Annotated in this window: 23 protein-coding genes; 6 read left to right on the top strand and 17 right to left on the bottom strand. The window is 64.7% G+C overall.

The features are described from left to right. Positions 1 to 128 precede the first annotated feature (128 nt). Complete coding sequence (locus AB1451_03610; protein ID MEW6681997.1) at positions 129 to 1,109, bottom strand: LysR substrate-binding domain-containing protein; 981 nt, start codon at positions 1,107 to 1,109, stop codon at positions 129 to 131. 120 nt (positions 1,110 to 1,229) lie between these two features. Between AB1451_03610 and katG the strand changes: the two genes are divergently transcribed. Continuing rightward, on the top strand, positions 1,230 to 3,410 hold the full coding sequence (gene katG / locus AB1451_03605) for a catalase/peroxidase HPI (GenBank protein ID MEW6681996.1): 2,181 nt from the start codon (positions 1,230 to 1,232) through the stop codon (positions 3,408 to 3,410). A gap of 135 nt (positions 3,411 to 3,545) precedes the next feature. On the opposite strand, the gene AB1451_03600 is transcribed toward katG, so the two are convergent. Beyond that, on the bottom strand, positions 3,546 to 4,310 hold the full coding sequence (locus AB1451_03600) for a CBS domain-containing protein (GenBank protein MEW6681995.1): 765 nt from the start codon (positions 4,308 to 4,310) through the stop codon (positions 3,546 to 3,548). Positions 4,311 to 4,484: 174 nt separating this feature from the next. On the opposite strand from AB1451_03600, the gene AB1451_03595 reads away from it, so the two are divergent. Next, the gene (locus AB1451_03595; protein ID MEW6681994.1) at positions 4,485 to 5,051 is read left to right on the top strand and encodes a hemerythrin domain-containing protein; all 567 of its coding nucleotides are present in this window, start codon (positions 4,485 to 4,487) and stop codon (positions 5,049 to 5,051) included. Here AB1451_03595 and AB1451_03590 read toward each other — a convergent pair whose 3' ends face one another. Together AB1451_03590 and AB1451_03585 are read right to left on the bottom strand one after the other, a co-directional pair. Continuing rightward, positions 5,052 to 5,744 (bottom strand): alpha/beta fold hydrolase, encoded by a 693-nt coding sequence (locus AB1451_03590; GenBank protein MEW6681993.1) that lies wholly within the window; start codon positions 5,742 to 5,744, stop codon positions 5,052 to 5,054. A gap of 258 nt (positions 5,745 to 6,002) precedes the next feature. Further along, positions 6,003 to 6,251: a glutaredoxin gene (locus AB1451_03585; GenBank protein ID MEW6681992.1), complete on the bottom strand. Its 249-nt coding sequence runs from the start codon at positions 6,249 to 6,251 to the stop codon at positions 6,003 to 6,005. Positions 6,252 to 6,513: 262 nt separating this feature from the next. Between AB1451_03585 and AB1451_03580 the strand changes: the two genes are divergently transcribed. After that, a complete protein-coding gene (locus tag AB1451_03580) occupies positions 6,514 to 7,512 on the top strand; it encodes an aldo/keto reductase (protein ID MEW6681991.1) in 999 nt (332 codons plus the stop codon). Beyond that, positions 7,488 to 8,699 carry a pyridoxal phosphate-dependent aminotransferase gene (locus tag AB1451_03575; protein ID MEW6681990.1) on the top strand — a complete coding sequence of 404 codons (1,212 nt, stop codon included), beginning with the start codon at positions 7,488 to 7,490 and terminating at the stop codon, positions 8,697 to 8,699. The genes AB1451_03580 and AB1451_03575 overlap by 25 nt, the downstream gene beginning before the upstream one ends. Positions 8,700 to 8,780: 81 nt before the next feature. Here AB1451_03575 and AB1451_03570 read toward each other — a convergent pair whose 3' ends face one another. Continuing rightward, positions 8,781 to 9,842 carry a trypsin-like peptidase domain-containing protein gene (locus tag AB1451_03570; GenBank protein MEW6681989.1) on the bottom strand — a complete coding sequence of 354 codons (1,062 nt, stop codon included), beginning with the start codon at positions 9,840 to 9,842 and terminating at the stop codon, positions 8,781 to 8,783. A 153-nt stretch (positions 9,843 to 9,995) separates the two neighbouring features. Between AB1451_03570 and AB1451_03565 the strand changes: the two genes are divergently transcribed. Together AB1451_03565 and AB1451_03560 are read left to right on the top strand one after the other, a co-directional pair. Further along, positions 9,996 to 10,733, top strand: a complete 738-nt coding sequence (locus AB1451_03565) for an ABC transporter ATP-binding protein (GenBank protein MEW6681988.1) — start codon at positions 9,996 to 9,998, stop codon at positions 10,731 to 10,733. Next, complete coding sequence (locus AB1451_03560; GenBank protein MEW6681987.1) at positions 10,730 to 11,521, top strand: ABC transporter permease; 792 nt, start codon at positions 10,730 to 10,732, stop codon at positions 11,519 to 11,521. Before AB1451_03565 ends, AB1451_03560 begins: the two co-directional genes overlap by 4 nt. A 26-nt stretch (positions 11,522 to 11,547) precedes the next feature. Here AB1451_03560 and AB1451_03555 read toward each other — a convergent pair whose 3' ends face one another. From AB1451_03555 to AB1451_03500, 12 genes are all read right to left on the bottom strand, one after another. After that, positions 11,548 to 11,826 carry an integration host factor subunit beta gene (locus AB1451_03555; protein MEW6681986.1) on the bottom strand — a complete coding sequence of 93 codons (279 nt, stop codon included), beginning with the start codon at positions 11,824 to 11,826 and terminating at the stop codon, positions 11,548 to 11,550. A gap of 179 nt (positions 11,827 to 12,005) precedes the next feature. Further along, positions 12,006 to 12,890: a signal peptide peptidase SppA gene (gene sppA, locus AB1451_03550; GenBank protein ID MEW6681985.1), complete on the bottom strand. Its 885-nt coding sequence runs from the start codon at positions 12,888 to 12,890 to the stop codon at positions 12,006 to 12,008. 228 nt (positions 12,891 to 13,118) lie between these two features. Beyond that, complete coding sequence (locus AB1451_03545; GenBank protein MEW6681984.1) at positions 13,119 to 14,786, bottom strand: 30S ribosomal protein S1; 1,668 nt, start codon at positions 14,784 to 14,786, stop codon at positions 13,119 to 13,121. A gap of 46 nt (positions 14,787 to 14,832) precedes the next feature. Then, positions 14,833 to 15,501 carry a lysophospholipid acyltransferase family protein gene (locus tag AB1451_03540; GenBank protein ID MEW6681983.1) on the bottom strand — a complete coding sequence of 223 codons (669 nt, stop codon included), beginning with the start codon at positions 15,499 to 15,501 and terminating at the stop codon, positions 14,833 to 14,835. Between the two features lie 2 nt (positions 15,502 to 15,503). Then, positions 15,504 to 16,193, bottom strand: coding sequence for a (d)CMP kinase (gene cmk, locus AB1451_03535; GenBank protein ID MEW6681982.1), 690 nt, complete (start codon positions 16,191 to 16,193; stop codon positions 15,504 to 15,506). Further along, positions 16,190 to 17,494 (bottom strand): 3-phosphoshikimate 1-carboxyvinyltransferase, encoded by a 1,305-nt coding sequence (gene aroA / locus AB1451_03530; GenBank protein MEW6681981.1) that lies wholly within the window; start codon positions 17,492 to 17,494, stop codon positions 16,190 to 16,192. Before aroA ends, cmk begins: the two co-directional genes overlap by 4 nt. Continuing rightward, complete coding sequence (locus AB1451_03525) at positions 17,491 to 18,309, bottom strand: prephenate dehydrogenase/arogenate dehydrogenase family protein (GenBank protein MEW6681980.1); 819 nt, start codon at positions 18,307 to 18,309, stop codon at positions 17,491 to 17,493. Before AB1451_03525 ends, aroA begins: the two co-directional genes overlap by 4 nt. A 49-nt stretch (positions 18,310 to 18,358) precedes the next feature. Continuing rightward, entirely contained in the window at positions 18,359 to 19,375 is a 1,017-nt protein-coding gene (aroF, locus tag AB1451_03520; protein MEW6681979.1) for a 3-deoxy-7-phosphoheptulonate synthase, read from the bottom strand. Positions 19,376 to 19,466: 91 nt separating this feature from the next. Further along, positions 19,467 to 20,576: a histidinol-phosphate transaminase gene (hisC, locus tag AB1451_03515; protein MEW6681978.1), complete on the bottom strand. Its 1,110-nt coding sequence runs from the start codon at positions 20,574 to 20,576 to the stop codon at positions 19,467 to 19,469. Then, the gene (gene pheA, locus AB1451_03510; GenBank protein MEW6681977.1) at positions 20,573 to 21,643 is read right to left on the bottom strand and encodes a prephenate dehydratase; all 1,071 of its coding nucleotides are present in this window, start codon (positions 21,641 to 21,643) and stop codon (positions 20,573 to 20,575) included. The genes hisC and pheA overlap by 4 nt, the downstream gene beginning before the upstream one ends. A gap of 127 nt (positions 21,644 to 21,770) precedes the next feature. Beyond that, positions 21,771 to 24,143, bottom strand: coding sequence for a protein kinase (locus tag AB1451_03505; GenBank protein MEW6681976.1), 2,373 nt, complete (start codon positions 24,141 to 24,143; stop codon positions 21,771 to 21,773). Continuing rightward, entirely contained in the window at positions 24,140 to 25,486 is a 1,347-nt protein-coding gene (locus AB1451_03500; protein MEW6681975.1) for an FHA domain-containing protein, read from the bottom strand. Before AB1451_03500 ends, AB1451_03505 begins: the two co-directional genes overlap by 4 nt. Positions 25,487 to 25,524: the final 38 nt, after the last annotated feature.

Raw genomic sequence — 25,524 nt, 5'->3', positions numbered from 1 at the left:
GGGCCACGTAACTGAACAACCCGCTCTGGGGCTCCTGGCTGCCACGCATGGGCGCTCCTCCGAAGGGACGGCGCCAGTATACCAGGGTGGGACTCTCAATCATAGGACTTTTTCAGCACCCTGCTAGTTCAGCTACGTTTCCAGCGGCCCCCTGCCGGCTTACGATGAGCCGGCTGCCTCGCCGCGTGTTTCTCAATGGTCGGGTACGCCTCCCGAATCGTTGCGGCAAGCCGTTTGAGCGCCTCCCCGAGGGGAGAAGTCCGTCTCCACGCCAGCGCAATGGTTCGACTCGGCGCGGGCTCGGCGAACGGGCGCACGGTCAGCCCGGCTCGTCCGGCCTCCGTCGGCACCGCGAGAGCGGGCAAGAGCGTCACGCCCCCACCACCCGCCACCATTTGGGCCAGCGTGGACAGGCTGGTTGCGCGGAATTCGAGTTCGCGGGCTTTGGCGCTCGAACAGACCGCAAGCGCCTGATCGCGAAAGCAATGCCCATCGTCCAGAAGCAGGACACTCGTCCCTTGCAGGTCTCCTGGTTCGGCCGGTGAAGCCGTGGCGCCGAGTGGGTGACCGGGAGGCGTGGCCAGCACAAAGGGATCGCGGGCCACGATTTCCCGCTCCACATCGCCAATGTCGGCTTCCAGCGCGAGGAGCACCGCATCCAGTTTCCCCGAATCCAGACTGCGTAACAGCACATCGGTCTTGTCTTCCACCCAGTTGATCGTCAGCTTCGGATAACGCTCCCGCAGCACGGGTGTGATGCGCGGCAGCAGGTACGGCGAGATGGTCGGGATCACGCCCATGCGCAGGGTGCCGGTCAGGGGATCGCCCAGTTGCTTGGCCGCCACGACGAGGTCGTCCGATTCAATCAGGATCTGCCGGGCGCGCCTGACCAGTTCTCTCCCCGCTTCAGTTGGCAACACGCGTTTGCGATTGCGCTCGAACAGGCGAACGCCCAGGGCGGATTCGAGTTGAGCGAGTTGCGCGCTCAGCGACGGCTGAGAAACATGACAGAGCTCCGCGGCTTTGCGGAAACTCAGCGTATCCGCCACGGCCACCGCGTATTGGAGTTGCCGCAAGGTATAGGGATGGGACTCCAAGTTCATAGCCATAGACTATCACATTTATTGAAACGATGTCTTGGACCTTTCATGAGGATTCCGCCATAGTAGGCACACGATGAGCGTGGTCGTCAGCCGTACAAACCCAACGTAGCGTAAAGGAGAGAACACATGTCAACCGAAGCAAAGTGCCCGTTCCATCACACCGCCGGCGGCGGCACGACGAATCGAGACTGGTGGCCCAACCAGTTGAAGCTCGATATCCTCCACCAGCATTCCTCCAAGTCCAATCCGATGGGCGAGGAGTTCAGCTACGCCAAGGAGTTCGAGAGTCTCGACCTGGAGGCCGTGAAGAAAGACCTCCGCGAACTGATGACCAACTCGCAGGACTGGTGGCCGGCGGACTTCGGCCACTACGGGCCCTTGTTTATTCGCATGGCATGGCACAGCGCCGGCACGTACCGCACCGGTGACGGCCGCGGCGGCGCCGGCGCCGGTCAGCAGCGCTTCGCGCCTCTCAACAGTTGGCCCGACAACGCGAACCTCGACAAGGCGCGCCGGCTGCTTTGGCCGATCAAACAGAAGTACGGCCGGAAAATTTCCTGGGCCGACCTGATGATCCTCGCCGGCAACGTGGCCCTGGAGTCGATGGGCTTCAAGACCTTCGGCTTCGCCGGCGGTCGTGGGGACGTCTGGGAACCGGAAAGAGACGTCTACTGGGGCTCTGAGGACAAGTGGCTGGATGACAAGCGCTACTCCGGCGACCGGGACCTCGAACATCCGCTCGCGGCCGTGCAGATGGGCTTGATCTACGTCAACCCGGAGGGCCCCAACGGCAACCCGGATCCGATCGCCGCGGCCAGGGATATCCGCGAGACGTTTGCCCGCATGGCGATGAATGACGAAGAGACCGTCGCGCTGATTGCGGGCGGCCACACCTTCGGCAAGGCCCACGGTTCGGGCCCTGCCTCCCATGTGGGTCCGGAGCCCGAAGCAGCCGGCATCGAGGAGCAAGGCCTGGGCTGGAAGAGCAGCCTTGGCACGGGCAAAGGCGGCGACACGATCACCAGCGGCCTGGAAGTCACCTGGACCACCACGCCTACGAAGTGGAGCGACAACTTCTTCCAAAACCTGTTCGGCTACGAATGGGAGCTGACCAAGAGTCCGGCCGGCGCGCATCAGTGGCGGCCGAAGGGGGGCGCAGGCGCCGGTACCGTGCCGCATGCCCACGACCCGTCCAAGCGCATCGCGCCTTCCATGCTGACCACGGACCTCTCCCTGCGTTTCGACCCTGCGTACGAAAAGATTTCGCGGCGGTTCATGGAGAACCCGGACCAGTTCGCCGACGCCTTCGCCCGGGCCTGGTTCAAGTTGACGCACCGCGACATGGGGCCGCGCTCACGCTATCTCGGCCCTGAGGTTCCCGCCGAAGAGCTGATCTGGCAAGACCCCATCCCCGCGCGCAATCACCAGCTCATTGATGAGAAGGACATTGCCGCCCTCAAGGACGCGGCGCTGGCTTCAGGCCTGTCGGTCGCGCAACTCGTCTCGACCGCCTGGGCGTCGGCGTCCACATTCCGCGGCTCCGACAAGCGCGGCGGCGCGAACGGCGCCCGTATTCGTCTCGCCCCGCAGACGGATTGGGAGGTCAATCAGCCTGCTCAACTGGCGAAGGTGCTCAAGACCCTGGAGGGCATCCAGAGCGCGTTCAACCGCGCGCAGACCGGCGGCAAGAAGGTCTCGCTGGCCGACCTGATCGTCCTGGCCGGCTGCGCAGGCGTCGAGCAAGCGGCGAAGAATGCCGGCCACCATGTCACGGTTCCCTTCGCGCCGGGACGCATGGACGCCTTGCCGGAGCACACCGATGCGGCCTCCTTCGCCGTGCTCGAACCGGTCGCCGACGGCTTCCGCAACTACCTGAAGACCAGGTTCTCCGTATCGGCCGAGGAGCTGCTGGTCGATCGGGCCCAATTGCTGACGCTGACGGCACCTGAGATGACGGTGCTCATTGGCGGCATGCGTGTCCTGAATACCAACGTCGGCCAGACACCCCACGGTGTCTTCACCAAGCGGCCGGAGGCGCTGACCAACGACTTCTTCGTGAACCTGCTCGACATGGGCACGGAGTGGACGGCGGTCTCGAAAGACGCCGACGTGTTTGAAGGGCGCGACCGCGCAACGGGCACGATCAAGTGGACCGGCACGCGTGTCGATCTCGTCTTCGGTTCAAATTCCCAGCTCCGGGCCCTGGCTGAAGTCTACGGAAGCTCGGACGCGCAGGCGAAGTTTGTCCATGACTTTGTGGCGGCCTGGAACAAGGTGATGAACCTTGATCGCTTCGACCTCGCCTGATCGGAGCCCGACCGGGGCCGCTCGGTGTCAATCGGGCGGCCCCGGCTGGAAATGGAGGGATACCATGAACCATTGGGGTCTGGAGCTACTAGGAGCTGAGTACTACGTCTGGCTCGTGTACGGGCGCGAAGGCGGTTACACGCCTGAATAGTATCGGAGTAGATCAGACACCGAGAGCACGCCCACGATCGTGTCGTCCTCGGTCACCGCCAGATGCCGAACGCCGCGGTCCTTCATGAGTTTGACCGCCTCGACAATGGGCTCGCGGGCGTCGATCGAAATGATCGTCTCGTCCATACAACGCCTCACCGGCGTGGTCGCAGGGTCCAGTCCCCGAACCACAACGCCCTGGCTGAGCATCGCATCGGTGATCGTCCCCACGTAGCGCTGATGGTCCTCCACGAGCAGGCACGCGACCTGGTATTCCTCCATGCGGACTCCCGCGTCTCTTAACGTCGCGTCTGCGCGGATATCTCGAACCTGCCGGGTCATGTACTCGGAGACCCGCGCGGCAACCTCCGGGAACGGGCGTTGTTTCTTGGCGCTGGCCGCCCGTTTGGCTTCGAGCTCCCAGACGCAGCTTTCGAGCACCCGACGGCGTTGCCGCAGGCTTTCGCGGCCGAGATCGTCACGACTCCCCTCCGGGGCTTCCTCCTGGAGATTGAGCATGCTCGCGGCTTCCCCGAGCTGCGCGTAGTAGTACGTGTCCAGCTTGTCCGACGTGCTGCCGAAGGCTTCGGCGATCACCCGTTCCGTGGCGGCATCGAACTCCACCAGCACCGACGAGGAGGTCGGAGCGCTCAGCAACGGTTCCAGGCGTTCGAGCTGAGCGCGGAACCGGTCGATCTGCTCGTCAAGCGATGCCCGGCGGCCCGCTTCAGGATCCGTTCGTGTGGTCATAACCCCTCGCAGGATGAGGGTCTCGAATCGCGGAGAGGGAAGGGCGGGACGTCCGCGCTCGTCCCGTCCGAATTGTGCGGATTCCGGCGATGCCGTGTCAAGTCCGCTTCCACCCCTTCCCGCTCCCTGTTACAATGCGAATCGCAGGGAGTCCGCTCGTCCTGGAGGTCGACCGTGCCCATCACCATCGGCAAAAAACCGGGAAGCTCGTTCGCGGACCCGTTGGGGCTGCTCAGCGATTGCCACCGCCGGATCGAGCACTTTCTCGGCCTGTTGATCACGGTCACGGCCCAGGCGCGGGGTGGGGCGTTGACCGGCGAACAGCGCGACGCGTTGGTCGCCGCGGGGCGGTATTTCCGCGAAGCAGCACCGCTGCACAAGGAGGACGAAGAGCGCTCGCTCTTTCCCCGGATGCGCGCGTCGCGTGATAGGCGGGTGCGCGCCGCGCTGGCGACCCTCGAAGAGCTGGTGGAGGATCACGTGGTACTTGATCGGGGGCACGTCGAGGTCGATACGCTCATCGACCGCTGGATGGACGACGGGTCGCTGCCTTCGAACGAGGTCCGGCGTCTCGTGGCCGTGCTGCAGGAACTCCGGGCGATCTATGAGCGCCACATCGCGATCGAAGACCACGACGTGTTTCCCCTTGCGGGCGGAACCTTGGACCAGGGCACGATTGCCGTGGTCGGTCGGGAAATGGCCGCCCGTCGGGGGCTCAAACCCGGCGACGCGTGGATGTAGCTAACGTCCGGTGAGCGTGCCGACCAGCCAGGTCGCGATGTCGCCGATTTCTTCGATGCAGACCGAGTGTCCCATCTCGTAGGTCCGCCACTGGACGTCGGCCCCGCCGCGTTTGAGCAACTCGGCGGACTGCCGGCCGCGTTCAAGGGGGATGATGGGGTCCTCGGTGCCGTGGGCCATGAAGATGGGAACGGCGTGACCGGCGGGGTGCGCCTCGGTCGCGAACGACTCGACCAACGGCAAATAGGTGGAAAGCGCCATGATCCCGGCGAGGCGTTCGGGATACCGCACCCCGGTGTGCAGCGCAATGGCCCCGCCCTGCGAGAACCCCGCGAGCACGATCCGCGGCGACGGAATCCCGCGGGCGTGTTCGCGCGCGATCAGGTCCCGGACGGTTTTCTCCGAGTCGCGGATGCCGGCCTCGTCTTCCCGCTGCACGAACTCCGCGGTGCGGATGTCGTACCACGCGCGCATCACGTAGCCGTTGTTGATGCTCACGGGCCGGTGCGGGGCGTGCGGGAAGATGAACCGCACGGCTAGCGCGCCGGGCAGACGCAGCTCGGGCACGATGGGCTCGAAGTCGTGTCCGTCCGCGCCGAGGCCGTGCAGCCAGATCACGGCTGCTGAAGGCTCGCGACCGGTCTCGACCTCGATGGGCGGCGTGTGGAATAGACTGGTTCGCTCGAGCGTCACGTCAGGAGCCTGTCCGACTAACCGCGAAAGCGGAGCCTGTCCAGGAAAGCGCCAGATGCAAGGCGGAGCGAGACCAGGAGCGCAGCGTACTGGGTCGTACGTGAGGCGAGTGGCGCCACGAAGAAGTGGCGCCAAGCCACGAGCGCCGCCGAGACGGTGAGGCGGCCGTGGAACCTAAAGACCGACAACGCAGCAGATGGCCTTTGCTTCGCCACCTGCAAGGATGCCTTCGGCTCATTGGCACCCGGGCATGCAGGTTCATGGACAGGCTCTCAGGCGGCCGGATTTGATCCACTCGCGCAACTCGTCGTCCTGCCCGATGTATTCCCCGTCCACGAAGACTTGCGGCACAGTCCACTCGCCGGTCTTCTGGACCAGCACGTCGCGCATCTCCGGAGTCCGCGAAATGTTGATCTCCTCGTACGGGATCTTCGCGTCGTCGAGCAGGGATTTGGCGACGCGGCAGTAGTAACAGTAATCGCTGGTATAGACCTGAACCTTCGCCATGGACCGCATGCTACCATAGCGCGTCGCGCTCTACCAGCCGACTCACAGCCGGAATATGCGCCAGGTTCCGGTGTCGGTCGAATCGCTGCACGAGAAGGTCCTTGGATCACGTCCCCCGGTGTAGTCGCAAGTGAAGGTGCTGATACCGTCCGCTCGAGCCCTGGCAAGAAAATTGCTGCACAGAAAATTGCAGAAAATTGCAGCCGTTGACCGGCGCCTCGCGGCCTTGTTATGCTCCCGCCGCGCGTGGCGGAGGCGAGGCATGAAGCCGGTCAAGACGCGAACGCTGGGCCGTACCGAGCTCACCGTGTCCGAGCTGGGGTTCGGGGCATGGGGCATCGGCGGCGGAGCGTGGGGGCGGGCCGACGACAAGACCTCGACGGCCGCCCTCAAGAAAGCCCTGCAACTGGGCGTCACGTTCTTCGACACCGCGTTGGCGTACGGAGATGGGCGAAGCGAACGCCTGGTGGCTCAGGCCGTAAAGGCACACGGCGTGCGCCGCAAAGTGACCATCGCCACCAAAATCCCCCCGAAAAATCTGGAGTGGCCCGCCAAACACGAAACGCCGATCCGGGAGGCCTTTCCGAAAGATTGGATCATCAAGTGCACCGAGCAGAGCCTGCGTCACCTGGACAGCGATTTCATCGACTTGCAGCAACTGCACGTGTGGTCCCCGCGCTGGCTGAAAGAGACCGAGTGGATCGAGACCCTGCGCGACCTTCAACTCGCGGGCAAGATCCGCTACCTCGGCGTGTCCATCAACGACCACGAGCCGGACGCGGCCTTGGAATTGGTCCGCTCGGGTTGGGTGGACACGATCCAGGTGATCTTCAACCTGTTCGATCAGAGCCCCGCGGTGCGCCTCCTGCCCCTGGCCCAGGAACACCACATCGGCATCATCGCCCGGTGCCCGTTCGACGAAGGGGGGCTGACCGGGACGCTGCGGTCCGACACCACGTTTGGCCGCAACGACTGGCGCCGCGAGTACTTCAAAGGCGAGCGGCTCGCTGAAACCGTACGACGCGCCGAGGCGCTCAAAGCCGTGGTCGGCGACGGGTACGAAATCCTGGCCCACGCCGCGTTGCAGTACGTCTTGAGCCACCGAATTCTGAGCGAGCCGTCGGTCGCCACGGTCATCCCCGGGATGCGGCGCACCGAACACGTGGCGGACAACGCCCGCTACGCGGCGGGTCCGGCGTTCCCCCCCGAGTTGTTCGAACGCGTGAAGCCCCACGCGTGGGCCCGCAACTTCTACGACTGAGCGTGGTGGTTCGGTTCTCTCACCTCGCCTCGACCTTTCCCGCCCAGACCAACACCCTCTACCGCGAGAGGGATCAGCGTCTCAGCCAGGGCCTGCCTGTCATTGACCTCGTGTCGGGCAACGTCACGGAGCAGGGGATCGTTTTTCCGCCGGACCTGCTGCACGACATCCTCTCGGATGCGGTACGACGCGCGCAGCGTTACCAGCCGAATCCCCTCGGCCAACTCCCGGCCCGAGAGGCGATCAGCGGCTACTACCGCGGCCACGGAGTCGACGTGCCGGCCGCGCAGATCGTGCTCACGCCCGGTACCAGCCTGGCGTACTGGTACGCCTTCTCGGTGTTCTGCGATCCGAGCAACGAGGTGCTCGCGCCGCGGCCATCGTACCCCCTCTTCGACGAGCTGGCGAACCTGGCCCGCGTACGGATGACCTCGTACCGGCTCGACGAAGCGCGCGGCTGGGCCGTCGACGTGGACAGCCTCATCGCGGCGATGACCGACCGCACGCGCGCGATCATCCTCATCTCGCCGCACAACCCCACCGGCGCCGTGGCCTCGGCCGAGGAGATCGAAGCCATTGCCGCGGTTGCCGCGGATCGCGAGCTGCCGATCATCGCGGACGAGGTGTTCGGAGAATTCCTGTTCGGGCTTGATCGACTGCCCAGACCCGCGGTCACGCGGGCACCGCTGGTCGTCACCCTCAACGGATTTTCGAAGGCGATGGCCTTACCGGGGATGAAGCTCGGATGGATGGCCCTTAGCGGAGAAGCCCCGGCGGTCACACGGGTCCTGGCGGCGTTTGAGCGAATCTCCGACGCGTTTCTTCCCGTCAACGAAATCGTCCAGGCCGCGGTGCCACGGATACTCTCGGACAGCCGGACCTTTACGGATCAATATCGGAAGGAAATCGCTGCGCGGCGGGATGAGTACCTGGGCATCATCACCCGGTCGGCCCGGGCGTCAGTGATCCCGCCGGCCGGGGGATTTTACGCGGCGCTGCGCGTCAACACCGCCTGGGACGACGAGACGCTGGCCCTACACATTCTGCGCACCACCGGCTGCCTCGTGCATCCCGGGTTCTTTTACGACCTGGACCCAACACACCTCGTGCTGAGCGTCGTGTCCGCACCGGACGCGGGACGCGAGGCGCTGCTCCGCGTGATGGCCGCCATCGACGCGGCTCCTTGACCTTTCTCTCCCTCTCCCCCTCTCCCCGTCGCCCACTCGTCCCCGTTCCCTTCTCCCCCTCGTCTTAGCTCTTAGCCTCTATCACTCCCGTGGTCGTTCGCCGAGCGTGATCGACACTGCCACGTGCCGGCTGTCGCGTACGACTGTCAATCGCATCTTGTCGCCCGGCTTCTTGTTCCGCAGCAAGCGTTGCAGCTCTTCAGCCGAACCAATTACTTGTCCGTCGGACTCGACAATAATGTCGCCGCCCACCACCAGGCGCGTGTTGCCGACGATCACCCGGTCCGCGCCCCCTCGGATGCCTGCGCGGTGCGCGGGTCCGTTGCGGACGAGACGCCCCACCAGCACGCCGCGGTCCACGGGCAGATCCAAGGCCTCGGCGTAGCGGGGGATCAACGTCTGCATCTCGACGCCCAACCACGCGTAGGCCACGTATCCCTTGTCCCGCAGCTCACTGACCACGCGCTTGACCGTGTCCACGGGCACGGCGAAGCCGATGCCCACGTTGCCCCCGGAAGGGGAAAAAATCGCGGTGTTGATCCCGATCATGCGCCCGTCGCTGTCCAACAGCGGTCCCCCGGAGTTTCCGGGGTTGATGGCCGCGTCGGTTTGAATGACGTTCTCCATCTCGACTTGCGAGAGCTTCAAGTACCGCCGAATCGAGCTGATGATGCCGGTTGTCATGCTCTGTTCGAGGCCGAAGGGATTGCCGATGGCCAGCACCTTCTGGCCGACTTTGAGCCCCGAGGACTCTCCGAAGCGAACCGGTCGCAGCTTCGCGGCCGGCGCCTTGATCTTGATCACGGCCAGATCCGTGGCCGCATCCTTCCCCACCACCTCGGCGGGCCATTTGCTCTGGTCGGACAACGTCACCTCCAGCCGCGCGGCATTGTTCACCACGTGGTGGTTGGTGGCGATGTGCCCATCGGTGTCGAGCACCACGCCGGAGCCGGTGGAAGCGCTCGCGTAGGGCGTGAAGAATATGTCGTAATCAACGGCCACGTTCGTGATGTTGACCACGCTGTCCCGGGCCTGCTCGTACACAGAAATGTTAATCGCCTCGTCTGGGTCCGTCGCCGCGTTCGCCCACGACCAGGTCAAACCCAGAAGTGCGACGATCAGCATCCACGTCTTTCCGTTCATCATTCCGCCTCCCGATATTCGGCGTACTCTACCGAAGCCGCAGTCCTTGCGCAATCCACGGCGCAATCCACGGCTTGACCATTGGTCGAACCGTCTGATATCACAGAATCCCCGCTATCAGAGATCGGACAATAGCCACACACTGGCCTCATCATGGCTGAACTGGTCGTCGAGGTGGATCGCGTCGGAAAACGTTTCAAGAACGTCTGGGCGGTGTCCGACCTGTCGTTCTCCGTGCAGCGAGGCGAGATCGTCGGGTTGTTGGGTCCCAATGGAGCGGGCAAGACCACCACGCTGTCGATGCTGCTCGCGCTTCTCGTCCCCACCACGGGGCACATCCGGTTGTTCGGGTTGGACGTTGCCCTGCATCGGCAGGCGGTGCTCGGCCGCATGAACTTTTCGTCGCCCTACGCCGACCTGCCCCACCGCCTCACGGTACGACAGAATCTCTCGGTGTACGGCCGCCTCTACGGCGTCAAACATTTGAAGGGAACCATCGCGGACTTGGCCCAGCGGCTGGACATCGCCGTGTTGCTTGATCGCCCGCTCGGTGAACTCTCGTCCGGCCAACGCACCCGCGTGGCGCTCGCCAAGGCTTTGATCAACGCCCCCGAGTTGTTGCTGCTGGACGAACCCACCGCGAGCTTGGACCCGGACATCGCAGACCGTGTCCGCGCGTGGCTGGAAGAGTACCGCACCCGCACCGGCGCCGCGATTCTGCTCTCCTCCCACAACATGGCGGAGGTCGAGCGGCTCTGCGACCGGGTGATCGTCCTGCACCAGGGACGGTGCGTGGACCAGGACACGCCGGCCCGCCTTGTCGAGCGCTACGGCCGCCGATCCCTCGAAGACGTCTTCCTCGCTATCGCCAGGAAGGATCGGACCCCTTGAACGCCCACCGGGTGCTGGCGATGGTCTGGCGTCACGTGTACCTCTATCGCAGTTCGTGGACACGTCTCGTCGAGTTGATCTACTGGCCCGCGATGGAGCTGTTCGTCTGGGGGTTCCTGACGATCTACCTGCGGGGACTGGGCCCCGGATTACCGGATTTCGTCGTGTTGTTCCTGGGCGGGTTGATTCTGTGGGACGTGCTGTTTCGCTCGCAGATCGGCGTGTCGCTCGCGTTCTTGGAAGAGATCTGGTCGCGCAACCTGTCCAACCTGTTCGCGAGCCCCTTGACGCCGACCGAGTTCGTGGCGAGCCAGGTGATCGTGGCGCTCGCGCGCACCCTGATCGCCGGCTTGTTCATGGCGCTCCTGGCCGCCCTGCTGTACCACTACAACCTGTTCAGCATGGGGCTCCCGCTGGTCGCGTTCTTCGTCAACTTGATGGTGATGGGATGGTCGATCGGCCTGCTCGTGTCGGCGATGATCCTGCGCTTCGGTCAAGGCGCAGAAAGCCTGGCCTGGGCCGTGATCTTCCTGTTCCAACCCGTGGCCGCGGTGTTCTACCCGGTCTCGGTGCTGCCGGAATGGCTCCGGTCCGTGGCGCTCGCCACCCCGGCCGCGCACGTGTTCGAAGGCATGCGCGCGCTGTTGCTGGACGGAAGGTTCGACGCGGGCCACATCATCGGGGCTCTGGTTCTCAACGTCGTGTACCTGATCGTCGGGTGCGCGGGCTTTTTGGGCATGTTTCGCGTTGCGCGGCGCAGGGGGCTGCTCTTGCAGGTCGGCGAGTAACCGACTCGGCCGGGCCAATAGGCGCGTCAGCGGTCGACGAGTTCTTTGAGCTCTTTGCCGGCCTTGAAGAACGGCACGCGTTTGGCGGGTACGTGCACTGAACTGCCGGTCTTGGGATTGCGGCCTTCGCGCATGCGGCGGCTGCGCAGCCGAAAGCTGCCGAAACCGCGGATCTCGATCTTGTCGCCCCGGGCCAGGGTGTCTTTGATGCCGTCGAGAATGGCGTTGATGATGATTTCGGTCTGGCGCTTGGTCAGCCCTTTGACTTTGTGCGACACGTCTTCGATTAGCTCGGCTTTGGTCATCATCGCGCTCCCGGCTAGGCGCCCGTCCAGGAGGGGCCATCTGCGGCGTTGCCGCTGCGCTTCCGGTGCTCACGTCTTGGTAGGGGCGTATTGCAATACGCCCCTACGGCTCCGGTGCTCACGACGCCTTGCATCTGGCCCCTCCTGAACGGGCTCAACTCATTGCTCAAAGGGGTTTTCTATCCCCACGTCCACAAATAATTGAGGCGGATGGCAGGGACGGGATCCACGAGGGCCCCGATCCGGCCGCGAAAGATCGTGCTGATCAAATCGGTCAGTGAGAACCGACGCTTGGGCTCCACCACCACCGGCCGTCCGATGATGCCGGCCAAGTGTCCGGTCAGTTGGATCGCGTCTTCGAAGCTGCCGATCTCATCGATCAGCCCCTTCTCCTTGGCCTGCCGTCCCGTAAACACCTGCCCGTCCGCGATGGCCGCCACCGTGTTTTTCTCCAGCCCACGACCGTCGGCCACGGCCTGAATGAACTGATCATGAACGTCGTCCATCACGCGCTGCAGGATCTCGCGCTCCGCCTCGCCCAGCTTGCGGAACGGGGAGATCAAGTCCTTGTGCGCGCCGCTCTTGATGACGGTGCTCTCCACCCCGATTTTCTTCATGAGCCCTTCGAAGTTCGGCATCTCCAGAATTACGCCGATGCTCCCGGTCAACGTGCCGGGATTGGCGATGATGCGGTCCGAAGCGCTCGCGATGTAGTACCCTCCGGACGCGGCAACCGCCCCCATCGACACGACGATCTTCTGCCGGCCCTCGGCGCGGATCTTTCGCACTTCGTCGTAGATTTCCTGCGAGGGGACCACGGCTCCGCCCGGGCTGTCGATGCGAATCAGGATCGCTCGAATCGCCTCGTTCTCCGCAAAGGTCCGGAGCTGCTCAACCGGTTCGTCGGCGTCTAAGATGACGCCCTCGATCCGAACGAGCGCGATCTGGTTGGAGTCCGACGGCGGCCCTTCGATCAACAGCGCGGTGAGATAGGTCCCGAGAAAAAACGCGACCGCCAGGACCAGGAAAACGAGAACTCCGGTAAGGAGTGGACGTCGCGCCATGAAAAGGTTTGCGCTACAACCCTGCCCGATGAGTGAATCGTGTCAGGCTGTTCAGGAACGGGCCAGATGCCCCCTTCGGGGACTTCCGACATTTCATTTCTTGAAGGTGGGTCGCAAGGCGGAGCGAGAACCGCACCGGTAGGGGCGTATTGCAATACGCCCCTACCGCGACGTGAGCACCGGATGCGCAGCGGCAACGCCGCAGATGGTCCTTCATGAACAGCCTCCCTACCGGCGCTTGGGCGCGCGCCCCTCGCCCTCGGAGAGCCCCCAATCGCCCACGTGTTCGCGGATACTGAGGGCGATCTTCCGCTCGGTGGGGTCGATCCTGATCACGCGGGCGGTGACCTCATCGCCGACCTTGTAGCGTTCTTCGATCCGCTGGCCTTCGAGGTTCATTTCACTCACGTGGATGAGCCCCTCCACCCCGTCTTCAAACTCCAGGAACACGCCGAAGTCGGCGATCTTGACGACCTTGCCGGTGACGTCCTGGCCCACCTGATAACGTTGGGGGATCTCCTTCTCCCAAGGGTCCGGCGTGAGCTGTTTGTAGCCGAGGGACAGGCGCTCCTTGTCTTTGTCCACCCGGAGCACCACCGCCTTCACCATCTGGCCCTTTTTGAAGAGATCCGAGGGGTGCACCACGCGTTTGGTCCATGACAAGTCCGAAACGTGGATCAATCCGTCGATGCCTTCATCCAACCCCACGAAGACGCCGAACTCGGTCAGGCTCTTGACCTTGCCTTCGATGACGGACCCCACCGGGTACTTGGTTTCGACGATGATCCATGGATTGGCGACCACCTGCTTCATGCCCAGCGAGATCTTCCGGCTCTTGCGATCGACGTTCAGCACCTGCGCCTCGACCTGATCGCCCACTGAGACGATCTTCGAGGGGTGCTTGATCTCGTGCGACCACGTCATCTCCGAGATGTGCACCAACCCTTCCACGCCCGGCTCCAGCTCCACGAACGCGCCGTAATCCACGAGGCTCACCACCTTGCCCCGCACGCGTGAACCGACCGGGAACTTGTCCTCCACCTGAATCCAGGGATCCGGTTTGAGCTGCTTGACGCCCAGCGAGATGCGCCCGGTCTCACGATCGTATTTGAGAATCATGACCTTCACGCGGTCGCCCACCATGAACATCTCGGAGGGGTGCGCCACGCGGCCCCAGGACATGTCGGTAATGTGCAGCAGGCCGTCGATCCCGCCGAGATCGATGAACGCGCCGTAGTCCGTGATATTCTTGACCTGCCCGTCGATGACCTGCCCCTCCTGCAGGGTCGCCATGGCCTGCTGCTTGCGCCGATCGCGAGTCTCCTCCAACACCACGCGGCGCGACACCACCACGTTGCTGCGCCGGTGATTCATCTTGATGATCTTCATCTGGAAGGTCTTGCCGACCAGGCTGTCGAGGTCACGCACCGGGCGCAGGTCGATCTGCGAACCGGGCAGGAACGCCTTGATCCCAATGTCGACCATCATGCCGCCCTTGATCTTGTTGAGGACCTTGCCCTCGATGACCTCCCCCTTCTCGAAGATCCGTTCGAGGTCGCCCCAGATCTTCATGCGGTCGGCTTTTTCCTTGGAGAGGATCATGTTCCCGTCGGCGTCCTCCCGCTCTTCGAGATACACGAGGAAGCGATCGCCGACTTTGAGTGCGCTGAGTTCCTCCGGAATGAACTCCTCACGAGGCACGATGCCCTCGGACTTGTAGCCCACATCGACGACCACGCCCTCGGGCTGGACGGCCACGACGCTGCCTTCCACGATGCTGCCTTCCTCCAGTTGCTTGAAGGTCTCGGCATACATCAGTTCGATTTCGGTCATCTCGGTGCCTTTTTGGAAGGGCTTCCGGGCGGCCACCCCGGCTTCCGACTGCGTGCTCGCCATACTCGTACGTCCTCTCATCAACTACCAGGTGAAGGGTGAATGTGAATCAACGCGCGACCGTTGACGCGTTCAGCAGCCGTAGGCGCCGTGCGTGCGCCTCGCGTTGAAGCTCCGCAATCCGGTCCATGATCTCCTGACTGACCTGTTGATACCGCTGTGTGGCCTTCGTCTCATCACTGCTCGTCGACTCGGTGCGCCGCCATTGCATCGGCTCACCGAACACCACGGTGATCGGCCGCGACCGCAACCATCGCGCGCCGGCCGGCCAGGCCTCGCCCGTCCCCGCGACGTAGGCCGGGACCACCGGGACCCCGGTACGGACCGCCAACATTCCAACGCCGGGTTTGGGCTCGCGCAGCCGCTCGTCCGGACTGCGGGTGCCTTCCGGGTACATGACCACCAGGTGCCCGGCCGCCAAACGGCGCTCGACCTCGGCCAACGCGTTGCGGTCGACCCCCTCGCGTCGTATCGGGACCCCGCCGAGACGTTTGAAGAACCATCCCACCACGGGGTGTGTGAACAGCTCGGCCTTCGCCAGAAAATCCGCCCGTCTGGCGAGCGAACATCCCACAATAGGAATGTCGAGGTAGCTGACGTGATTGGCGGCGACGATGACCCCGCCGTCGGCCGGCACCCGATCGCGGCCCACGACCTCCAGCGAACAGCACCACCGCGCGACCCACCACACCAACGGGTGCGCGACCTCGTACAGCACGACTACCGCGAGATCGCGGTTCGTCGGCGTTCGACGGCCGCCACCATTGTATCCACCACCTCATCCAAGGTCAAGCCTGTGGAATCGATGGCAATCGCGTCGTGGGCTTTGCGCAACGGGGCCACTGCGCGGGTCATGTCCTTGCGGTCCCGAGCCACGATTTCGTCGATCGTGGTCTTCAAATCCACGTCCAAGCCCTTCACGCGAAGCTCTTTGTATCGCCGCTCTCCCCGCACCGCGGTGTCCGCATCGAGGTAAAATTTGACGTCGGCCTCCGGGAACACGACGGTGCCGATGTCCCGCCCCTCCATGACCACGCCCCCGTCTTTGGCCATTGCGCGCTGCACCTTCAGCATGGGGTCGCGTACGATGGGATTGGACGCGATCTGGGCCGCGATTCGGCTCATCTCCGGCGTCCGGAGTTGATCGGTCACGTCGTTCTGATCCACCAGGATCCGCACGCCTTCCGGACGCCGCACCACCTCGATCGCCGTGGTTTCTCCCAACAGTCTCAGCGCCTCGTTGTCCGCGGGGTCGACCCGGCACTCGCGGACCTTCCACGCGAGCGCGCGGTAAAACGCGCCGCTCTCGACGTACAAGTAGCCCAGACGTTTGGCCACGCGCGTGCCGGCCGTGCTTTTGCCCGCGGCCGAGGGACCGTCAATGGCCACAATGAGCTCCCGGGACGTCATCGGCGAACCCGATCGAGCAGCTCGAAGAATCCCGGAAACGAGGTGCCCACGCACTCGACATCGTCGATCGTGGTCGGCCCCGAGGCGCGCAGCGCCGCCACGGCCAGCGCCATCGCCACCCGGTGGTCCCCGTGGCTGGAGCATCGCGCCCCGGTCGCGCGCTGCGGCCCCTCGATCCGCATGCCGGCCGGTCGCTCCTCCACCTTGATCCCGAGTTTGCCGAGTTCTTCCGCCATCACGTGAATCCGGTCGCTCTCTTTGACACGCAGCTCGCCCGCGTCCTCGATGATGGTCTCGCCCCGCGCGAAAGCCGCCAACACGCACAGAACCGGGAACTCATCGATCGTCCGCGGGACGAGATCGCCTCGAACGGTCGTCCCCCGTAGTGCGGATGCGCGGACGGTCAGCGTGCCGATCGGCTCGCCGGATACCTCGCGAACCCCTTCGATCGCCACCGACGCCCCCATGCGCTTCAGGACATCCAGAAATCCGGTGCGGGTGGGATTGACCCCCACGCGCTCGATCATGAGGTCCGACTTGGGTTGGAGCAAGGCGCCCGCGATCAGAAACGCCGCGGACGATATGTCCCCCGGCACCTCGATCTCCGCGGCCGACAAGCCCGCGGGTCCGTCGAGGGACACGGTTGCGCCTTCCACTCGCAGCGGGACGCCGAACGTGCGCAGCATCCGTTCGGTGTGATCGCGCGAGGGCGCGGGCTCCGTCACGGCGGTCCGTCCTTCGGCCGCCAGGCCCGCCAGCAACACCGCGGACTTGACCTGCGCGCTTGCCACCGGCAGACGAACGTCGAGGCCTTTGAGCCGTTGGCCCACCACAGTCAGCGGCGCCAGCCGGCCCTCGTCGCGCCCCACGATGTGTGCGCCCATGGCGCGAAGCGGTTCCACCACGCGCCCCATCGGCCGCCGACGAAGCGAGGCGTCGCCCGTCAACACCGTACACATCGGAAACCCCGCGACCAAGCCGGTGAGCAACCGCAGGCTCGTGCCGGAGTTCCCGCAATCGATCACGTCCGCGGGCTCCCGGAGTATTGATGATCCCGAAGCGCACCCGGCTATGCGAAGGGTGGGGCGATTGCTGGATTCCAGGTCCTCGATCGTTCGGCCCAGGGCGCGTATCGCCGCCACGGTACGGAGGCAATCGTCCGCCGGTAGGTAGCCGCGGACCAGGGTCTCCCCGCGGGCCAGGCCTCCCAACATGATCGCCCGATGCGTGATCGACTTGTCGCCCGGTACCTCCACCCGCCCTTGCAGCGGCCGGCCGGGTTCGATCACCACCGCCTTCACGGCTCGCCCTCGGTCATCCGCTCGCGGGTCCGCTGGGCCTTTTTCAAAGCTTCGAACAAGCCCTGTCCGTCTCCGCCGGCAATCAAGGCCCGCAGGCGGTTGAGCTCGTCGCTGTAGTCTGCCAACATCTTGAGCACCGGTCCCTGATTCATCAAACAGATGTCCCGCCAGAGCGCGGGCGAGCCGCCCGCAACCCTGGTCGTATCGCGAAACCCGGCCGCGGCGACGCTCAGCGCGCGTCCGCCTCCCGCGCCTGCCGCGGTGTTGACCAGTGATGCCGCCACCAGGTGCGGCAGGTGGCTCACGGCGGCAACCAGTTCGTCGTGAACTCCGGGATCCACCCTCACCACCGCGGCCCCCAGTCCCTGCCACAACCGCTCGACCACATCGAGCGCTCCGGGATCGGTGCGCGAGGTCGGCGTGAGCACGCAGGGCGCGCCCTCGAACAACGTCGCGGACGCGGCAGCCACCCCCGACCGTTCGCTCCCCGCCATGGGATGGCCGCCCACGAACCGCTCGAACAACGGTTCCACGCGCGCCACCACCGGCGCCTTCACACTGCCCACGTCGGTGACCACGGCGGCCGTGCCCTTGATCAGCGGGGCCGCCTCGCGCGCGACCGCCTCGATCTGCGCGATCGGCACCGCCAACACGACCACGTCCGCGCGAGCGACGCCGTCGGCCAACGCCGCCGTGCGATCGACGATTCCTCGCGCCACGGCTTGGAGCGCCGCGGGGCGATCCGGGTCAACGCCGACCACTTCTTCGGCCAGACGCCGCTGTTTGGCGCCCCACGCGACGGACCCACCGACCAGGCCGATCCCGATGACCGTGAGGCGCCGAAGCGGTGTGCCGGGCGGAATGTCAGATCTCCCGCCCCACGGCCTGCGCGACCTTGCGCAACTCGTCCATCATGGCCGCGAATTTCGGTGGAGTGAGCGACTCTTCGCCGTCGCACAGCGCCTCTTCGGGGTTCCCGTGGACTTCGATCAACAACCCGTCCGCGCCGGCCGCAATCGCGGCCCGGGCCATGGGGGCGACCAAGTCCCACCGCCCGGTGGCATGGCTCGGGTCCACGACGACCGGCAGATGCGACAGCTTTTGAATCAAGGGCACGGCCGACAGGTCGAGCGTATTGCGGGCCAGCGGTTCGAACGTCCGGATGCCGCGCTCGCAGAGGATCACCTTGTGATTGCCGCCGGCCATGATGTACTCCGCCGACAAGAGAAACTCCTTGATGGTGGCGGACATCCCGCGCTTGAGCAGCACCGGCTTGCGCTGCTTGCCGATATCGGTCAACAATCGAAAATTTTGCATATTGCGAGCGCCGATCTGCAAAACGTCCGCGTACTGGGCGACCAGGTCGATGTCGCGGGAGTCCACCACCTCGGTGATGATCGGCAACCCCGTGGCTTTTTTCGCTTCAGCGAGATACTGCAGCCCCTCTTCCGCCAACCCCTGAAACGCGTACGGCGACGTGCGCGGCTTGAAGGCCCCGCCGCGCAACACGCGCGCTCCGGAATTTTTGACGGCCTTGGCCACGCCCGTCACCTGCGCCTTGGTCTCCACCGCGCACGGCCCGGCCATCACCGGGACCAAGCGCCCGCCGATCGCCACCCCGTCGCCGACCGTGACGACGGTGTTGTCTTTGCGAAATTCGCGGCTGACGAGCTTGTACGGCGCCAAGATCGGCGTGACGCTCTCCACCCCGGGGAAGATCGCAAGCGGCACGTTTTGGATCGTGCGCTCGTCCCCGATCACGCCGATCACCCGACGCTCCTGGCCCGTCGAGAGGTGCGGAGACAATCCGCGCTCGCGGATCTTCTCCATGATGTGATCGATCTCAGCCTGGGTGGCTTCCGGTTTCAGCACGATGATCATCGTTCAGACTCCCGTTTTAATGCACGAACCGGAGAACCGGGGAATCGGCGAACTAGTCTCGGCCCGTAGGCTGTCCTCTCCACTCTCCCCCTCACCCCTTCCCCCCTTCGTCAGTTAACACGCGCTCCAGCGCCGCAACGCAGCGCGTGTTCTCCTCCGGCATCCCGATGGTGATCCGTAACCACGGCCCCTCGAAATGGCGAACGATCACGCCCTCCCGCAAGAGCCGCTCGAACACGGGCCGGCCGTCGCGGCCCACGTTGACGTACAGGAAATTCGACTCGCTCGGATACCACGTCAGCCCCAGCCGCCCGCATTCCCGGGTCAAATACGTTTTCCCCGCCGCATTGACCATGCGGCTCGCGCGGACGTGGGCGTCGTCGCCCAATGCCGCGATCGCGGCGGCCTGAGCCACCGTGCTCGCGTTGAACGGGAGTCGCACGCGGTTCATCCACGCGACGAGTCCGGCGGGCCCGACCCCGTACCCGATCCGCAGCCCCGCAAGACCGTAGATTTTGGAAAACGTGCGCAGGATGACCACCGGACGACCGTGTTGCAGGAGGGCCGCGCCGTAGGGGAAATCTGCAGCCGTCGCGTAATCTTCATACGCGTGATCGCACACCGCCACCACGTGATCGGGCAAGCGTTCGATCGCGCGGGTGACGTCCCGGCCCGACAGCGCGCTGCCGGTCGGGCTGTTCGGGTTACAGACAAAAAACAGCTTGGTGCGCTCGCTCACGGCCGCCAACATGGCGTCGAGATCATGGCGGCCATCGGCCAGCGGCACCTCGACCGGAGTCCCTTGGTGCGCCAGCACCGCGATCCGGTAGATCCCGAACGTCGGCGCGGCCATCACGGCTTCGTCGCCGGGCGTCAACAAGACCTTACACACCAAGTCGACGACCTCGTCCGAGCCGTTGCCCAGGACGACCTGGTCCGGATCGACCTTCAGCTTCGCCCCGATCGCTTCGCGCAGCGCGGTGCCCGCGCCGTCGGGATACCGGTGCAGCCCGGAAAGGACCTCTTGCGCGGCCTTGAGCGCCGCCGGCGACGGGCCTAGAGGATTTTCGTTGGAGGCAAGCTTGACGGCGTGTGTCACGCCGTACTCGCGCTCGACCTCCGCGACGGGTTTGCCGGGCACGTACGGCGCGATGCGGGACAGCTCGGGACGAACCTGGAAATCCATGGCCGATCGGGTCACGCTGTTCGGGGATAAGAACCGAGGACCTTCAGCACCTGGCACTGTGAACGGAGAGCCTCCAAGGCCTGTTTGACGGGCTCGTCCTCGATATGCCCTTCAACGTCAATATAAAAAAAATACTCCCACGCCTTCCGGCGGGACGGCCGCGACTCGATCTTCGTGAGGTTGAGCCCGTACTCCGAGAACGGTTTCAACATGTCGTAGAGCGCGCCCACCCGGTCTTTGACCGACACCATCACCGAGGTCTTGTCCCTCCCCGTCCGTTCCGGAGCACGCGGCGCGATGACCAGAAATCGCGTGGTATTGGTCGGATTGTCTTCGATGCGTTTCTGAATGACCGTGAGCCCGTACAAGCGCGCCGCCAGATCCGACGCGATCGCCGCGGCGTCGGGATCGTCGCGGCACATCTCCGCCGCGCGCGCCGTGCTGTACACCTCCACGATCGGAATGTTGGGCACGTGTTGGGACAACCAACCGCGGCACTGCGCCACGGGCTGCGGGTGCGAGTAGATCCGTTTGACGTCGGCCAGAACGCCGGAGCGCGACAACAGGTAGTGCGAGATCTCCTGCACGACTTCACCCGCGATCTTCAGTTGCGAGTCGGCCAGCAGATCGAGCGTGTGGGTCACGACCCCTTCGGTGGAGTTTTCGATCGGCACCACCCCGTAATCCGCGCGACCGCGTTCCACTTCGCTGAACACGTCTTTGATGCTGTTGACCGGCACCGCGCCCGCCGACGCGCCGAATTGTTTCAGGCACGCCATGTGCGTGAAGGTGCCCTCCGGGCCCAGATAGGCGACCTTGAGCGGCTGCTCCAGCGCCAACGACGCCGACATGATCTCTCGAAACACGGCGCGCACGCCGTCGTTGGGAAAAGGACCGGGGTTCTCTCGCTCCAGCCGCTCGAGGATTTCTCGCTCGCGGGTGGGGGCGTGGGCGTGCGCCTGTTCCTGGCGTTTGACCCGACCGACTTCGGTCACGATCTCGGCCCGACGGTTGAGCAGACCGAGGATCGTGTCGTCGATCTCATCGATGCGCTGGCGAAGCCCCTGGAGCGTGCGGTCCATCACCGGATATCCCGAGGATGTGATAAGTACCGGGCGAGCTACCGCCCACAAAAGTGTCATATCATAAAGTATTTCAATGGCTTTTGCAACCGATGACCCCGGGGTGACGGCGGCGCGCCGTCAGGGATCAGGCGGCGAGTTTCGTGTGGTCCAGGTCGGCCAGAACGTCTCCCACCTGTTGGTAGCGCTTGGCTTTCTCCTTCTCGAGGCATCGCATGATGATGGAGTTGATCGCGGCGGGCAGTTTGGGGTTGAGGTCCTTGGGAGGCGTGGGCATCGCGTGCAGGTGTTGATAATACAGGTCGCCTTTGGTGAACGGCAGTCGGCCCGTGGCCATCCGATACAGGGTGCACCCCAGGGAATACAAGTCTGACTGGTGGTCCACTTCCTTCCCCAGGATTTGTTCGGGGGCCATGTACAACGGCGTGCCCTTGACCGACGTCCGGTCCGCGATGGCGTCGTTGACGATCTTGGCGAGCCCGAAGTCCATGATCTTCACCATCCGGTCCCGGCTCAACATGATGTTCGACGGCTTGATGTCTCGGTGGATGATTCGGCGGCCGTGGGCATAGGCCAACCCCGCACAGATCTGTCTGGCGATCGACAGAAACTGCGGGAGCGGCAGCGCCCCCACCTTGTCCAACAGATCCTTGAGGCTGAGACCGTCGACGAATTCCATGGAGATGAACACCTCCCCCGCAGGGTCGTGGCCGGTGTCGTAGATGGTGACGATGTTGGGGTGGTTGATCGACGCCGCGATCCGGGCTTCTTGAAGAAAGTTCTTCAGCAACGCGGGCTGTTCCCTCACGCTGGCCGGCAACACCTTGTAGGCCACGACGCGATTCAGCACCGTGTCTTCGGCCCGATACACGACCCCCATTCCGCCCTGACCGATCTGTTTGAGGATCTTGTACCGAGGGACGGTGGTGGGCGCGGAGGGACCGGACGAACTTTTCGTCGAAGCGGGCGCGTCTTTGGCGGTTTTGACGCGAGTCGCCCGCTCGCGGGCGTCCCGAAAGTTGAAATCCTGCGCCAACACCTTTTCATAGAGCCGGAGCGCGCTGTCGTGGTCACGCTCTTCCTCGTAGACGCGGGCAAGCTGGTACATCGGCTCCAGTTCGCCCTCCGACGAGTCCTTCCGGAGCGCGAGCAGTTTCTGGTAGCGTTCCTTGGCCGCGCTCAACATCCCGCGTTCCAGAAAGATGCTGCCCAGAATCAGCGATCCCTGGTAGTACTCGTCCGATTGCACCTCGAGCCGTTGGAGGACCTCGATCGCGTCATCCAACCGCCCCATCTTGTGGAAGATCTTTCCCGCCTCGAAGAGCGTCCCGGCTTGCCGGAAGAGCGCCGCCGCGCGATCGAGCTTTCCCAACTCCAAGTAGAGCTTAGCCGCCTCTTGGAGACGCCCGCCGCGCTCCAGCGCCGCCGCGGCATCGTCGCCGCATCCCGCGACCAGATACAACTCCGCGGCGTGCTTCTGTTCCCCGGCGGCGGCGTACATCTCCGCGGCGCGTTTGTGGGATCCGGACTGCTCGTAGAGCTCCGCCGCGCGCAGGTTCTGGTTGGCGGCAGCGAGCAGATCGGCCGCCTCGTCCAGCGCGCCGGCCTGGATCTTGGCTTCGGCCAAGGCGGTATCGCGGCGAGCGTGGTCTCCCAGACGGTCGAACAGGACCGAGGCTTTTTCGTACAAGCGCTGCGACAAGTACATCTCGGCCGCCTTGTGCTCCGCCCCGGCCTGGGCGTACGCATCCGCGGCGTCGGCCACCAGGCCTTGTTGACTGAACACGGCCGCCGCGCGCTCCGGTTCTCCGGCCTTCAACCAACACCGTCCCGCTTCCTGCGCCGCCGCGGCCAACGATTCCTGACCATGGGGCGGGGCGCCGCGTTCCTGCCACTTGCGATGCTCTTGGCGATATTCCTGCTCGAACAACTCGGCGGCGTGCGACCACTGATCACCCTGTTCGAACAATGCGGCGGCCCGCTTGACGTGTCCGGCGGCTTCGAACAGCGACGCCGCGACCACGAACTGCCCGATCTTTTCAAAGAGCTCCGCCGCCGCGACCGTTTTGCCGGCTCTCCGGAGGAGCTCGGCCGCCCGTTGCTCCTCTCCCACCCGCAACAGCATCGTCGCGGCCCGTTCGGATTCCTGAGCGGCCTCGTACGCCTGCGCGGCCGCGTCCCAATGCTTGAGGTACTCGAACAGTTGGCCGAGCTCGCGGTGGGCGCCGGCGCGCGTGTACAGGGTGATCGCCTGATCGTAATCACCCAGGGCTTGAAACCCTCGCCCTGCTTCCAGATATGCACCCCGCGCCCGGAGGGCCTTGGCCTCGCGATGCAGGCTGCGACGGCTGCGGCGGACCGAAGACCGGTTGAGACTGACGGCCCGGACGAGGACGACCATCACCGCGAGCGCCAACACCGCGCTGATCGCGGCAAGAGGCGATCCCGCCCGCACGGCCTGCACAAACAACACGAACGCATTCAGCAGGTCTGCGATCACGCCGCGTCTCGGAATATCGTCAGCGACGTCTCGCCGAGTTTCAGCACGTCGCCCGCTTTCAGCAGCGCGCTGGTGACCGCGCGTCCGTTGAGCAAACTGCCGTTCGTGCTGCCGGTATCCCGATAAATGACCCCCTCGGGACTGACTTCAAGCTCGCCGTGGCGGCGCGACACCTTGGTATCAACGATCACGAGGTCGGCTTTGGCCCGCCCGATCGTCGTGAGGGGGGTCGTCAACGGAACGCGGTTGTGCGAGCCGTCGGGCCGAACCACCTCCAACACCCAGGCCGATTGGCGACGTGCGGGCGGGGGCTCCGGAGCGGCCTCGGGGACCGGTGCGGAAACATCCACGGTCGGGCGGCAGATGGTCTCCTCTCCGCTCTCGACCTCCCGGCTCGGCTCGGCCGGCGCGGCGCTGCCCAAGAAGCGGATCAGACACTCGCCGATATGGAGTTCCGCACCGTGCGTCAGCGTCGCCTTCTTCAACGGAGCTCCGTTGAACACCGTTCCGTTCCGGCTCCCACAATCCTCGACCGTCACCCCGTCGGGCTCCTGGCGAAACACCAGGTGCCGACGGGAGATCGCCGGGTCTTCAATGACGATATCGTTGTCTTCTCCGCGCCCCAGGCTGACCGTCCCGGCCGTCAATTCAAAGCGACGCGCCCCGCCGTCGGCCCCCATCACCAGCAGCGACGGGATCGGCCGGGTGAAGTGTTCGACCAGGCTTTCAGGCCACGCGCCCCGCTCGAACACGCCGTCGTCGGCCGGCAACGCGGACATCGTCGCAAACACGTGGATGGACAGCGAGGTCTGGCCCGCGTACTTGTACACGTACGCCAGCAACCGTTCTTCCAGCGAATCCTCCCCGGTCTCGAACGCCGGATCCGCAAAATATCCCGCGATCGGCTGGCGGTCGTGGAAATAGAACACGCTGAGCTCACCGCGATGTCCCACGACGAGCAGCTGATCCTGCGTGCTCTTCTTGATGTGTTCGACGACGCTGCCGATCTCCATGATCTCGGTGGTTCCTTCGGTGGTGGGGGCGCATTGGATCATGGTCAGCACCGCTTTGAGGAACAACGGATCAGTCCCCACCAACGTGAGCCCGGCCCCGCTCGCCGGCAGCTTGCGCAAACCGCTGAAAAGCCCGTGAAGCGTCACCGGGACAAAGATGCCCTGTTGCTCCTCGCCCGCCGCGTAGGGCTCGTTGTCGACGATCACGAGATAGAAGCGCTTGGACTCCGCCTCGGCCGCGAGCACGCCGTGAAACGGAGGGGTCCTCGTTCGCATCTTGCTGAACAAGAGGTTGACGGATGAGTCCGTGTACCGCTTCTCAGAGAACACCACACCCTTCTGAGGCAGCTTCAAACGCCCGAGTGGGT

Source organism: Nitrospirota bacterium, from assembly GCA_040757335.1.
GTDB lineage: Bacteria > Nitrospirota > Nitrospiria > 2-01-FULL-66-17 > 2-01-FULL-66-17 > JBFLXB01.
Note: the sequence above shows the minus strand (reverse complement) of the source record. Positions and strands in the feature narration are given on the sequence as shown.

Coding starts and splice junctions, on each gene's coding strand:
- AB1451_03585 (MEW6681992.1), bottom strand. CDS start 6,251: ATGGCGAAGGTTCAGGTCTATACCAGCGATTACTGTTACTACTGCCGC.
- AB1451_03545 (MEW6681984.1), bottom strand. CDS start 14,786: ATGGCGAGCACGCAGTCGGAAGCCGGGGTGGCCGCCCGGAAGCCCTTC.
- AB1451_03580 (MEW6681991.1), top strand. CDS start 6,514: ATGAAGCCGGTCAAGACGCGAACGCTGGGCCGTACCGAGCTCACCGTG.
- AB1451_03555 (MEW6681986.1), bottom strand. CDS start 11,826: ATGACCAAAGCCGAGCTAATCGAAGACGTGTCGCACAAAGTCAAAGGG.
- AB1451_03570 (MEW6681989.1), bottom strand. CDS start 9,842: ATGAACGGAAAGACGTGGATGCTGATCGTCGCACTTCTGGGTTTGACC.
- AB1451_03565 (MEW6681988.1), top strand. CDS start 9,996: ATGGCTGAACTGGTCGTCGAGGTGGATCGCGTCGGAAAACGTTTCAAG.
- katG (MEW6681996.1), top strand. CDS start 1,230: ATGTCAACCGAAGCAAAGTGCCCGTTCCATCACACCGCCGGCGGCGGC.
- sppA (MEW6681985.1), bottom strand. CDS start 12,890: ATGGCGCGACGTCCACTCCTTACCGGAGTTCTCGTTTTCCTGGTCCTG.
- AB1451_03600 (MEW6681995.1), bottom strand. CDS start 4,310: ATGACCACACGAACGGATCCTGAAGCGGGCCGCCGGGCATCGCTTGAC.
- AB1451_03610 (MEW6681997.1), bottom strand. CDS start 1,109: ATGGCTATGAACTTGGAGTCCCATCCCTATACCTTGCGGCAACTCCAA.
- aroF (MEW6681979.1), bottom strand. CDS start 19,375: ATGATCATCGTGCTGAAACCGGAAGCCACCCAGGCTGAGATCGATCAC.
- cmk (MEW6681982.1), bottom strand. CDS start 16,193: ATGACGTCCCGGGAGCTCATTGTGGCCATTGACGGTCCCTCGGCCGCG.
- pheA (MEW6681977.1), bottom strand. CDS start 21,643: ATGGACCGCACGCTCCAGGGGCTTCGCCAGCGCATCGATGAGATCGAC.